This window comes from Myxococcus vastator (genome assembly GCF_010894475.1).
Taxonomy (GTDB): domain Bacteria; phylum Myxococcota; class Myxococcia; order Myxococcales; family Myxococcaceae; genus Myxococcus; species Myxococcus vastator.
The window spans coordinates 1-11,050 of sequence record NZ_JAAIYB010000285.1 but is presented as its reverse complement, the minus strand read 5'-3'; the positions used below and the strand labels follow the sequence as shown (position 1 = coordinate 11,050).

Annotated in this window: 15 protein-coding genes and 1 pseudogene; 11 read left to right on the top strand and 5 right to left on the bottom strand. The window is 68.7% G+C overall.

Annotated features, from left to right (window positions below; all coding sequences use genetic code 11):
- Window positions 1-415: pseudogene (locus G4D87_RS24770) on the top strand (hypothetical protein); the annotation flags it as partial.
- 3 nt (window positions 416-418) lie between these two features.
- Here G4D87_RS24770 and G4D87_RS24765 read toward each other — a convergent pair.
- Together G4D87_RS24765 and aqpZ are read right to left on the bottom strand one after the other, a co-directional pair.
- Window positions 419-1,054: a LysE family translocator gene (locus G4D87_RS24765; RefSeq protein WP_163784684.1), complete on the bottom strand. Its 636-nt coding sequence runs from the start codon at window positions 1,052-1,054 to the stop codon at window positions 419-421.
- Between the two features lie 84 nt (window positions 1,055-1,138).
- A complete protein-coding gene (gene aqpZ / locus G4D87_RS24760) occupies window positions 1,139-1,975 on the bottom strand; it encodes an aquaporin Z (RefSeq protein ID WP_163784683.1) in 837 nt (278 codons plus the stop codon).
- A 233-nt stretch (window positions 1,976-2,208) separates the two neighbouring features.
- Between aqpZ and G4D87_RS24755 the strand changes: the two genes are divergently transcribed.
- The gene (locus G4D87_RS24755; RefSeq protein ID WP_163784682.1) at window positions 2,209-2,478 is read left to right on the top strand and encodes a hypothetical protein; all 270 of its coding nucleotides are present in this window, start codon (window positions 2,209-2,211) and stop codon (window positions 2,476-2,478) included.
- Between the two features lie 72 nt (window positions 2,479-2,550).
- On the opposite strand, the gene hpt is transcribed toward G4D87_RS24755, so the two are convergent.
- The 3 genes from hpt to G4D87_RS24740 are packed head-to-tail and all read right to left on the bottom strand — an operon-like array spanning window position 2,551 to window position 4,525.
- Window positions 2,551-3,084 carry a hypoxanthine phosphoribosyltransferase gene (hpt, locus tag G4D87_RS24750; RefSeq protein WP_163784681.1) on the bottom strand — a complete coding sequence of 178 codons (534 nt, stop codon included), beginning with the start codon at window positions 3,082-3,084 and terminating at the stop codon, window positions 2,551-2,553.
- A 10-nt stretch (window positions 3,085-3,094) separates the two neighbouring features.
- Window positions 3,095-3,910, bottom strand: a complete 816-nt coding sequence (locus G4D87_RS24745; protein WP_002634163.1) for a uracil phosphoribosyltransferase — start codon at window positions 3,908-3,910, stop codon at window positions 3,095-3,097.
- Between the two features lie 15 nt (window positions 3,911-3,925).
- On the bottom strand, window positions 3,926-4,525 hold the full coding sequence (locus tag G4D87_RS24740) for a thymidine kinase (protein ID WP_163784680.1): 600 nt from the start codon (window positions 4,523-4,525) through the stop codon (window positions 3,926-3,928).
- A gap of 194 nt (window positions 4,526-4,719) precedes the next feature.
- Here G4D87_RS24740 and G4D87_RS24735 point away from each other — a divergent pair, with 194 nt between their 5' ends.
- The 9 genes from G4D87_RS24735 (at window position 4,720) to G4D87_RS24695 (ending at window position 11,020) form a co-directional block, all read left to right on the top strand.
- The gene (locus G4D87_RS24735) at window positions 4,720-5,100 is read left to right on the top strand and encodes a DUF5658 family protein (protein WP_163784679.1); all 381 of its coding nucleotides are present in this window, start codon (window positions 4,720-4,722) and stop codon (window positions 5,098-5,100) included.
- A gap of 134 nt (window positions 5,101-5,234) precedes the next feature.
- Window positions 5,235-5,534: a septation regulator SpoVG gene (gene spoVG / locus G4D87_RS24730; RefSeq protein ID WP_163784678.1), complete on the top strand. Its 300-nt coding sequence runs from the start codon at window positions 5,235-5,237 to the stop codon at window positions 5,532-5,534.
- A 47-nt stretch (window positions 5,535-5,581) separates the two neighbouring features.
- The gene (locus tag G4D87_RS24725; RefSeq protein ID WP_163784677.1) at window positions 5,582-6,532 is read left to right on the top strand and encodes a ribose-phosphate pyrophosphokinase; all 951 of its coding nucleotides are present in this window, start codon (window positions 5,582-5,584) and stop codon (window positions 6,530-6,532) included.
- A 173-nt stretch (window positions 6,533-6,705) separates the two neighbouring features.
- A complete protein-coding gene (locus tag G4D87_RS24720) occupies window positions 6,706-7,371 on the top strand; it encodes a 50S ribosomal protein L25/general stress protein Ctc (protein WP_163784676.1) in 666 nt (221 codons plus the stop codon).
- Between the two features lie 81 nt (window positions 7,372-7,452).
- On the top strand, window positions 7,453-8,028 hold the full coding sequence (gene pth / locus G4D87_RS24715) for an aminoacyl-tRNA hydrolase (RefSeq protein ID WP_163784675.1): 576 nt from the start codon (window positions 7,453-7,455) through the stop codon (window positions 8,026-8,028).
- A gap of 261 nt (window positions 8,029-8,289) precedes the next feature.
- Entirely contained in the window at window positions 8,290-8,757 is a 468-nt protein-coding gene (rpsF, locus tag G4D87_RS24710) for a 30S ribosomal protein S6 (protein WP_163784674.1), read from the top strand.
- 51 nt (window positions 8,758-8,808) lie between these two features.
- Window positions 8,809-9,204, top strand: coding sequence for a 30S ribosomal protein S18 (gene rpsR / locus G4D87_RS24705; RefSeq protein ID WP_163784673.1), 396 nt, complete (start codon window positions 8,809-8,811; stop codon window positions 9,202-9,204).
- 27 nt (window positions 9,205-9,231) lie between these two features.
- Window positions 9,232-9,675 (top strand): 50S ribosomal protein L9, encoded by a 444-nt coding sequence (gene rplI, locus G4D87_RS24700; protein WP_163784672.1) that lies wholly within the window; start codon window positions 9,232-9,234, stop codon window positions 9,673-9,675.
- Window positions 9,676-9,850: 175 nt separating this feature from the next.
- Window positions 9,851-11,020, top strand: a complete 1,170-nt coding sequence (locus G4D87_RS24695; RefSeq protein ID WP_163784671.1) for an acyltransferase family protein — start codon at window positions 9,851-9,853, stop codon at window positions 11,018-11,020.
- The last annotated feature ends 30 nt before the right edge of the window (window positions 11,021-11,050 follow it).

Genomic DNA, 11,050 nt, shown 5'->3' with positions numbered 1-11,050 from the left:
CGCCAGGAGCCGCCTGCTCCAGCTCTCCCCGCCCCTGCACGCCGCCGTCATCCTCCTGCCCTGGGTCCTCCAGGTCGCCATCGCCATGGCCTGCCTGGGGCCCACGGAGGCCCTGCGCCAGTTCGTGAGCGGCTTCGCCGTGCCCTTCGAGCCCTCCCTGCTCCCCGGCCGCGTGGAGCGCTTCCTCGCGCTCCTCCGGGACGGCGACCTGCTGCGCGCCTGGGGCCTGATGAGCGCGAAGCTGGCCGCACTCAACCTCCTGCCCCTGCCCGCGCTCGCCGGAGGCACGTTCCTGCTCCTGCCCTGGCGCAAGGGCTACCCCGTCTGGGCCGGCCTGCTCGGAGTCCTCGGGCTGCTGGCCGCCGTGCCGTGGGTCCTCTACGTGCTCTACGTGGTCATCAAGGCGCTCGTCTGACGCCTACGCCTGGCGCTGCAACGCCAGCCGCGCCCCCAGCACCACGAAGACGCCGCCAGTGACGCGCTGCTGCCACGCCGCCACCCTCGGGTTGCGCCGCATCCAGCCCCCGAAGGCCCCGGCCGTCGCCGCCAGCAGCACCAGCCACGACGTCCCCGTGACGGAGAACATCAACCCGAGCCCCAGGAACTGCAGCCCCGTCGAGCCCGCAGACGCGTCCACGAACTGCGGCAGGAAGGCCAGGAAGAACACGGCCACCTTCGGGTTCAGCACGTTGGTGACGACGCCGTCGCGGAAGATGCGCCGCAGCCCCAGCGCCGGGAGCGCCCGCACCTCCTCGGGAGCGTCGTCCTGGGCGCGCAGCAGCTGCACGCCCATCCACACGAGGTAGGCCGCCCCGCCCCACTTCACCACGGAGAAGGCCAGCGCCGACGTCGCGAGCAACGCCGACAACCCGAACGCCGCCGCGGCGATGTGGAACAGGCCCCCGACGAAGATGCCCAGCGCGGAGACGATGCCCGCCTTGCGCCCCTGCCCCATGCTCCGAGCCAGCACGTACATCGTGTCCGGCCCAGGCGTCAGGATGAGCGCGAGCGCCGCCAGGAAGTAGGCCGTGAGGCGCGTCGCGTCGAAGAACATGGCGGCTCCAGTGGGGGGCCCGACAGGCCCCTGCTCCCGGTCACCGTACCCGCCGGAGCCCCCGGCGAGAAGCGCCCCACGGCATCAGACGGGAGCGCGCGTTCCGGCCCGCTGGTCCGCGATGCGCGACTCACGCTCGCGCCGCAGGGCCCGCTCGGCCTCCTCCGCGCTGATGGGCACGGACGGCCGGAACACCGTGCGGTACACCGCCGCCGCGGTGGCGCCTCCCAGGAGCGGCGCCACGATGAACAGCCACAGTTGTCCCAGGGGCACGCTCCCCGCGAACACCGCCGGCCCCAGGCTGCGCGCCGGATTCACGGACGTGTTCGTCACCGGAATCCCCACCAGGTGGATGAGCGTCAGCACCAGGCCAATGGCCAGCCCCGCGAAGCCCACCGGCGCGCGCGCATCCGTGGCCCCCAGCACCGTGAAGACGAGCAGGAAGGTGAGCACCACCTCGGTGAGGAAGGCCGACCCCATGCCAAAGCCATCCGGCGAGGCGGCGCCATAGCCATTGGTCGCCAGCCCCTGCGTCGCCACCGAGTAGCCCCCGGGCATGCCCCGGGCAATCAGCAGCACCACGCCCGCCGCGACGATGGCCCCCGCGCACTGCGCCACCACGTAGCCGGCCGCGTCCTTGCCCTCCATCTTCCCCGTGAGCAACAGGCCCAGCGTCACCGCCGGGTTCACATGGCAGCCGGAGATGGGCCCAATCACGTACACCATGGCCAGCAGCGACAGGCCAAAGGCGAGCGCCACGCCCTGGAAGCCGATGTGGTCCCCCGCCAGCACGGCCGCCCCGACGCCGCCCAGCACCAGGACGAACGTCCCGATGAACTCGGCAACGTACTTCCGGACGGCTTCGTGCTGGTGGTGCTTGCCCGCCCGAGCCAGCGCGGCCCTGTCCGTGGTTGCATCCATGGTCCGCCTCGTTTCGCGCGCCCAGACGCCACGCCTCAGCGCATTCTTCCAGGCAGGGTGTGCATGGACTGGAAGTCGACAACGCGGAGCACCGCGTCACGGCCGCTGAGCGGCCCCCGTGCGCGGCCCAAGGCCCTCCGCCTCCCCGGTCATACACAGACACGCCCGCTTTGACTTTCAGGCTGGGGGGCGACAGCCTGGATGCGCCGTCCCCCACCTCGAAAGGACTTGTCATGAAGGCTGCAACGCTGCTGCTCGCTGTGACGACGCTGCTGTCCGCGGTTGGCTGTGGTCCGGTGGAGGCGCCGGAGGCGGAAGCCGACCTGGGCCAGCGTGAGAGCGAGCTCTACAACTGCGACACGCTCAAGTACCCCTGCCCCAACGGCACCTTCATCCGGTGTCCCTCGGGCACGCAGTCGTGCGGGATGTACACGACGTGCTCGCTCTACTGCGACGCCATCGAGGTGCGCTGCGACTTCGCCGACCTCTGCCCGCTCATGTGACGGCGCCGAGCGTGCCCTGAGCGCCGGTGCGGCGCCGCGCACAGTGGGCGCGGCGCCGGCACCCGGCCGGGACTACTTGTTCTTCATCACCCCGATGAAGGGGAGGTTCCGGTACACCTCGCCGAAGTCGAGCCCGTAGCCGACGACGAAGAGGTCCTCGATGACGAAGCCCTTGTAGTCGATGTCCACCTGCGTCCGGGCGCGCGCGGGCTTCTCCAGCAGCGAGCACACCTTCAGGGACGCGGGGTGCCGGGCGCGCAGGTTCTCCAGCAAGAACTGCATGGTGAGCCCGGTGTCGATGATGTCCTCGATGATGAGCAGGTGCTTGCCGGCCATCGGCTTGCTGACATCGGTGGTGATGCGCACCTCACCCGTGGACTCCGTGCCGCCCTGGTAGCTGGACACGCCCAGGAACTCGAACTTCACCGGCAGGTCGATGTGCTTCGCCAGATCGATGGCGAAGAACGCCGAGCCCTTCAGCACGCAGATGAGCGTCAGGTCCTTGCCCGCGTAGTCGCGCGTAATCTCCGCCGCGAGCTCGCGCACGCGCGCCTGCAACTTGTCCTCGGAAATCAGGACACCGACTTCCTGCTCGTAGAACGCCAAGATTCCTCCGCTAAACGTACGCGTTGTTCATGATCTCCCCGAAGCCGCCGCCGCCAGGGACGATGTACTGCCGGTCATCCAGGCCCCGCTCCTTCTCCCAGAGCGCGCCCGGCTCGGTGCCGAACACCTCCGGCGGGGACAGGCCCCGGTCCAACCGGAGCGCGTAGATGATGACGTCCGGATGGTCCGTGGTCATCTTTCGCAGGTACTCCGGCGTGACGATGAGGTTCAGGGTGATGATGCGCCGGGGCGTCCCGGGCACCTTCTTCTTGTAGAGCGAAATCGCCGTGGACAGGCTCCCCCCCGTGGCCCCCATGGGGTCCGGGAAGAGCACGAAGGCGTCGTCCACGTCGCCGCCAATCTTCGCGCCGCCAATCTCCGAGCCCACCACCGCCTCCGCGGCGTCAATCATCCGGCTCATGATGATGTGGTCCTGGCGCACCACCGTCGGGTCCAGCGTGGCGTTCATCAAGTCGTACGTCACCTGCGACGGCAGCGTGCCCGCCCGGGCGATGTTCACCGTCACCACCCGCACCTGCGGGTCGATGACCTCCCCCTGGTAGAGGCCCTGTGGGGTGGAGTCGATCATCCGCGTGGGCAGGCTGACGTTCTTCCGCGGGAACTCCGCGTTGAGCACCGTCTTCACCAGGTCGACGTACAGCGTCTCCACCAGGCGGTTGATCTGCGGCTGGATGACGCCCTTCGAACACAGCGTGGCCAGCTGGGTCAGGAGGAAGGGATTTCCCACCAGATGAACGTGAGGCCCATAGTGGTGGGTCATCTCGTTCAGCTTGAAGGGAACGTTGGAGTACAGGGTGTCGCGCATCCGTTCAGCTCCCGCTCAGTCGAACAGCTCCAGCGTCTGCGGCGGCGTGCCCTCCGCGGGCTCCGCCACGTGACACTTGCGGCAGCGCGGCTCGTACGCGCCCGCCGCGCCCACCACCACCCGCTCACCACTGGACACGATGCGCTGGGAGCGGTTGGCCGGGTTCCCACACACCACGCAGATGGCCAGCTCCTTCGTCACGTACTCCGACACCGCCATCAGCTGGGGCATCGGTTCGAAGGGGCGCCCCTGGTAGTCCTGGTCCAGCCCCGCGCAGATGACGCGCAGGCCCTTGTTGGCCAGCGCCTCCACCACGGCGACGACTTCTGAACCAAAGAACTGCACCTCGTCGATGCCCACCACCTGGGTGTCCGGGGCGAGCCTGTAAAAAATCTCTTCAGCCCGCTCGATGGCGGTGGACGTCACCTTGAGCTGCGAGTGGCTCACCACCGCGGATTCGTCGTAGCGGTTGTCGATGCGCGGCTTGAAGACCTGCACCCGCTGCTTGCCGTAGACGGCGCGCTGGACGCGGCGGATCAGCTCCTCCGTCTTGCCGGAGAACATCGAACCGCAGATGACCTCTATCCACCCGATATCTTTGGGGAATTGATGCAAGGAACGCTCACGGGCCGGGGGCGGAAGGGGCGCGGATAGTCTGCCACGACCCCAGGGGAGTCAACTTCCCGCCACGCCCGTCCCATAGCCGAATCGTGCCCCGCTGTCGCCCGCTTCCTCGCCTGCCCGTCACCGGGCCTCGCGGGCGTTGGCAAGGCTCTTGAAGAGCACTCACCACGGACCGGCGAAGGGGGATGGGCGTGGCGGCGACGATTGGACAGATGCAGGGCGGGGCGTGGGGCAACAGGGCTTCTTTCTACCTGTCACCGGCGTCCGTGGCGCTGTTGATGCTGAACCTGCTGGATGGGCTCTTCACCCTCTTCTTCCTCCAGCTGGGCGTGGCCGAGGAGCTCAACCCCATCATGCGGGTGGCCTATGAGCAGTCCCCGCTCTTCTTCATGTTCGCCAAGCTGGTCATCGTGAACGCGGGCCTGTGGCTCCTGTGCCTCCACCGGCACCTCAACGCCAGCCGCATCGCCATCCGGCTGGGCGCGGCCGTGTATGCCGTCATCGTGGTCTACCACCTCGCGTTCCTGACCCACCTGGTCATTCACTGGCCGCAAATGCTGAACTAGGCTCCACTCGCAGCGGCCGACTGTGGGGGCATTGAACAGTGGCGCGAATCTCGTTCGCGCCCGCGCTTGCATTTGACACCCAGTATGTCCCAGGCTTCCCCTCAGCTCCGACCTTTCGGGTTCGGGGGGGGACCATGAACATCACCGACGTCCGGGTGTTTCCGGTCGAAGAGGACAAGCTCAAGGCGTACGTCACCATCACCTTGGATCACTGCTTCGTCATTCGCGATTTGAAGGTCATTCACGGTTCGACCGGGCTCTTCATCGCGATGCCAGCCAAGAAGCGGAAGGATGGGACGTACAAGGACATTGCCCACCCGCTCAACGCGGATACGCGGAGTCAAATGGAACGCGTCATCTTGATAGAGTACGAGCGACACCTTCATCAGGCGCAAGCCGGGATGCTCGTCGCGGCACCAGCGGACCTGGACTAACGACTTCTTTCCTTCCGTCCGCGTCCAGGCTAGTCAGCGGCCCCACCATGCAGCCGCGTGACTTCAAGGTGTTCGCCGGGAACTCGAATCCCGGCCTGGCGCATCGCATCTGTGAGTACCTCAAGCGCCCTCTGGGCAAGGCGGAGGTCGGCCGGTTCTCGGACGGGGAGATTCACGTCGAGATCGGCGAGAACGTCCGCGGCCACGATATCTTCGTCCTCCAGTCGACCTGCCCGCCGGCGAACGACCACCTGATGGAGTTGCTCATCATGTGCGACGCGCTCAAGCGGGCCAGCGCCGGCTCCATCACCGCCGTCATCCCGTACTACGGGTACGCCCGCCAGGACCGGAAGGTGGCCCCGCGCACGCCCATCACCGCGAAGCTCGTCGCGGACCTGCTGGAGTCCGCGGGCGCCCAGCGCGTGGTGTCCATGGACATGCACGCCGGGCAGATCCAGGGCTTCTTCAACATCCCCTCGGACCACCTCTACGGCTCGCCGGTGTTCCTGGAGGACCTGCGCAAGCGCTTCCCGGAGTCGCAGGAGCTGGTCATCGTCTCCCCGGACGCCGGCGGCGTGGAGCGCGCCCGCGCGTACTCCAAGCGGCTGAACACGGGCCTGGCCATCATCGACAAGCGCCGCCCCCGCCCCAACGCGTCGGAGGTGATGAACCTCATCGGCGACGTGAGTGGCAAGGACGCGGTGCTGGTGGACGACATGGTGGACACCGCCGGCACGCTGGCCCAGGCCGCCGCGGCGCTGAAGGCCAAGGGCGCACGGCGCGTGGTGGCCTACGCCGTCCACCCCATCCTCTCCGGCCCGGCCATCCAGCGCATCCAGGACTCGGTGCTGGAGGAGGTCGTCTTCACGGACACCGTGCCGCTGTCTCCGGCGGCGCTGTCCTGCTCGAAGATCCGCCTGCTCACCACCGACCGCCTCTTCGGCGAGGCCATTGCCCGCATCCACCGCGCCGACTCGCTCAGCTCGCTGTTCGTCTGAGCCGGCGCGAGCCCGTCCGCCGGGCGGCTTGACTCCAGGCCGTCCGGCTGTCATGTGCACGCCCTTCCATCGGCGGCCTCCACAGGCGCCGTCTTCGGGGCCCGCCGCTGGGGTGGGATGCCGAGGGCGCCAGGGCGGCCGGTGGCACCCGCAGTCCCATTCGTGAGGATTCCATGTCCGCCAATACGAGCACCCTCGAGGCCAAGCCGCGTGAAGATTCCGGCAAGGGCTTTGCCCGCCGCCTGCGCGCCCAGGGGCTGATTCCGGCCGTCGTCTACGGCAAGCACCTGGAGAAGCCGGTCCACATCTCCGTGGACCCCAAGGCGGTCCGCCAGGCCATCAACACCCCGCACAAGTTCAACACCCTGATCCAGATCAAGGTGGAGGGCGGCGACCGCCAGGTGCTCCTGAAGGACTACCAGATGGAGCCCGTCACCCGCGCCATCCTGCACGCCGACTTCCTGGACGTGCACCCCAACGAGCAGGTGAAGGTCAACGTGCCGCTGGTGCTCACCGGCCGCGCGCAGGGCGTGGCGGACGGCGGTCTGCTCACCCAGGCCCGCCGTGAAATCGAGGTCTGGTCGCTGCCCGCCGCCATCCCCGAGCGCATCGAGGTGGACGTGACGGCGATGAAGATCGCCGAGGTGCTCCACATCAACGACCTGAAGCTGCCCCAGGGCGTGTCGGTGAAGACGAACGTCAACTACACCCTGGCCGTCATCAGCGCGCCGGAGGCCGCGGAGGCGGGTCCGGCCGCGGCGGCTGCCGCGACGGCGGCGCCGGCCAAGGACGCGAAGGCGGCGCCGGCCAAGGACGCGAAGGCCCCGGCGAAGAAGTAGGCTGTCGCCTTCAGCGGTCCTTCTGGAGCGGGGCCGGCCCGGCAAGGGGCTGGCCCCGTTTCTCGTTTCGGGAGCCACGTCATGAAGCTCATCGTCGGGCTGGGCAATCCGGGGCGCGAGTACGAGCGGCACCGGCACAACATCGGGTTCATGGTGGTGGAGGCGCTGCTGTCACGGGCGCGCGCGGCGCTGAACCAGGAGAAGTTCGCGGCCAGGGTCGGCCAGGGCACCCTGGCGGGCGAGCGCGTCCTCTTCGTGGAGCCCCAGACGTTCATGAACCTGTCGGGCCGCTCCGTCGCGGAGGCGGCGCGCTTCTTCAAGGTGCCGGTGGCGGACGTGCTCGTCATCCACGACGAGCTGGACCTGCCCCTGGGTCGGCTGCAGCTCAAGGCCGGCGGTGGCAGCGGCGGCCACAACGGCCTCAAGAGCATCGTCTCCAGCCTGGGCGACGAGGGCTTCATCCGCCTGCGCTTCGGCATTGGCAAGCCGGAGGGCCCCAACGCCCGCGAGCGCGTGGCCGGCTACGTCCTGTCCAACTTCGACGACGGCGAGCGCCGGGAGCTGGAGTCGCTCATCGACCGGGCCATGGACATGACGGAGCTCTGGCTCCGCGAAGGCCTGTCGGTGGCCATGAACCGGTTCAACCGGAAGGTCTGAGGCGGTCCCCCTCCGGCCGACGGACAGGGCGCCCGGCCGCTTGACTTGGCGGGGGCCCCCCCATAGAAGGCCCGTTCCCTCATCGGGGATGACCCGGTGGGATGTTCTTTTTCAGCTTCCCGTGTTGGTACACGGGACGTAGCGCGAAGGTGACGGGCGCGCGGTTTCCCGTCCCCGGCGGTGGGCTCTCGTGGTCCGCTGGCCGTTTCCCCGCTCTCTGGATTCACCGGAGGGCACTCGACCCCAAGGGGAGAGAAAACAATGTCTGAGACGCAGGCCGCTACGCGGCTTCGTGAGTACGAGACCATCTTCCTGGTCAAGCCGGACCTGACGGACGACAACGTGGACAAGCTCAAGGAGCGCGTCCGCGGCATCGTTTCCCGTGAGGGTGGCAAGGTCATTCGCTTCACGGTGTGGGGCAAGAAGAAGACCCTGTTCCCCGTGGCGAAGCAGCCCCGCGCCATCTACGTGCACACCCACTTCCTGGGCGGCGCGAAGCTGGTGGCGGAAATCGAGCGCAACCTCCGCAACCTGGACGAGGTCACCCGCTACATCTCCGTGAAGCTGGCGGACGAGGTGGACCCCGAGACGCGTCCGGTGCTCGAGGACGTGAAGCTGGCCGGCGACGTGGAGGAGGCCCGCCCGGGTGCTCCCGCGGAGCGCGAGGGTGGCTTCCGTGCCGAGGAGCAGAGCGGCGACTCCGAGGAGGAGTCGACCGAGGAGGCCTGAGGGCCGCCTGGGTCAATTCGCTAGAGACCATTCCAGGATACGAGAACGCTCATGAGCAACGGAACGGATAGCAAGACGGCCTCTGCCCCCCCCGCCCGCAGTGGTGGCGGTGGTGGTGGCTTCGGCGGTGGTGGCTCGCGCGGTGGTGACCGGGGTGACCGCGGTGGTGATCGCGGCGACCGCGGCGGCGGGCTGGGCGGTGACGACGACAAGCGCGGCGGTGGCCGCGGGTTCGGCCGCAAGAAGGTCTGCCGCTTCTGCGCGGAGAAGAACGCGTCGGTGGACTTCAAGGACCAGGCGACGCTGAAGTACTTCGTCACGGAGCGCGGCAAGATCATCCCCCGCCGCATCTCCGGCAACTGCGCCAAGCACCAGCGCGAGGTGGCCGTGGCCATCAAGCGCGCCCGTGGCATCGCGCTCCTCCCCTACAACGCGGTGGTCGGCTAGTCCGCCGGTCCGCACAGGAGACTGAACATGAAGGTCATTCTGCGTGAGGACATCGAGCACCTGGGCAAGTCCGGGGAGCTCGTCACCGTGAAGGACGGCTTTGGCCGCAACTTCCTCCTGCCCCGCAAGAAGGCGGTGCTGGCCAGCGAGCAGAACCTGCGCCAGCTGGAGCATGAGAAGGCGGTCATCGTCGCTCGGAACGCCAAGCTGAAGGGCGCGGCCGAGGAGCAGGCGAAGAAGATTGGCGCCATCAAGGTCAGCATCAAGCGCCGCGTGGGCGACCAGGACAAGCTGTTCGGCTCCGTCACGGCGCTGGACATCGCGGAGGCGGTCGCCGCCGAGGGTCAGAGCATCGACCGCCGCCACATCCACCTGCCCGAGCCCATCAAGGCCCTGGGCAACTACGAGGTGGAGCTGCGCCTGCACCGCGACGTCGTCGCGAAGATCAAGCTCGAGGTCCTGCCGGAGTAGTCCTCCGCGCGGGCTTCACTGAAGTGAGAGAGGGCCGTCCGGGGCAACCCGGGCGGCCTTTTCCTTTGCGGCCCACCCCGCCCGTCCGGCTCGCGCCCGCGTGAATCCGGCTGGCGACAGCGGCGTGGAGCGCCCAGGGCGCGGTGCGTATCCCGGAGCGGAAGGAGGCTCGTCCATGAGCACCACCGCCACCCCGCCCCTCACCGATGACCACCGCCCGGACCTGGACTGGCTCCGGGTGGTGGCCATCCTCCTGCTGCACCTGTTCCACACCGGGATGATGTTCAACACCTGGGACTGGCACGTGAAGAGCGCCCAGGCCCTGCCGTGGTTGGAGCCGCCCATGGAGGTGCTGCACCACCTCCGCATGCCGCTGCTGATGTGCATCTCCGGCGTGGGCACGGCGTTCGCGCTGCGGCGGCGCTCGCTGGGCGCCTTCGCCGGGGACCGCGCGATGCGGCTCCTGGGCCCGTTGCTGTTCGGCATGTTCGTCGTGGTGCCGCCGCAAATCTACGTGGAGCGGCTCCAGCGCGGCACGCTCCAGGGAAGCTACGCGGACTTCTACCCGTCCGTGTTCGGCTTCGTGCCCTACCCCGCCGGCAGCTTCAGCTGGCACCACCTGTGGTTCGTCGCGTACCTCTTCCTCTACTGTCTTCTGGCGCTGCCCCTCCTCGCGGCGCTGCGCACGGAGAGGGGCCAGGTCTGGCTCCAGCGCGCCGAGGCCTGGCTGAGCCGGGGCTGGAACGTGGCGTGGCTGTTCCTACCGCTCGCGCTCAACGAGGTGCTGCTGCGCCGCTTCCCCCAGACGCACGCGCTGCTCGACGACCCGCGCGCCTTCATCCACTTCGGCCTCTTCTTCCTCGGCGGACACCTGCTGGGCCGGTGCCCGCGCGTGGTGGACCACCTGGTGGCCCGGCGCAAGGCGCTGCTGGGCGCCAGCGGCCTGCTCTTCGCCGTCATGGTGCCGCCGAACGCGTACGCCTTCCCGCTGGAGACGCTGGGCCGCACGGCGCTGCAGTGGCTCTTCATCCTGACGGCGCTGGCGTGGGCGCGGGCCCGCATCCACGTCCGCCGCCCCTGGCTCCGGTACGCGCGCGAGCGGGCCTACCCGTTCTACATCCTCCACCAGACGGTCATCGTCGTCGTCGGCTTCGCGGTCGTGGACTGGCCCGTGGGCCCTTGGGGTCTCTTCCTGGCGGTGCTCACGCTGACGTTCGGCCTCACCTGGGGCCTGTGTGAAGGGGTGGCCCGGGTGCCCTGGCTGCGAGCGTGCTTCGGGATGCCGGCCCGCTCGACGCGGGCCGCGCCCGTCCCCACCGCCGCCCCGATGCATACTGCCGGCTGACGCCCATGACGCCCCTGTCTCTTATGCACA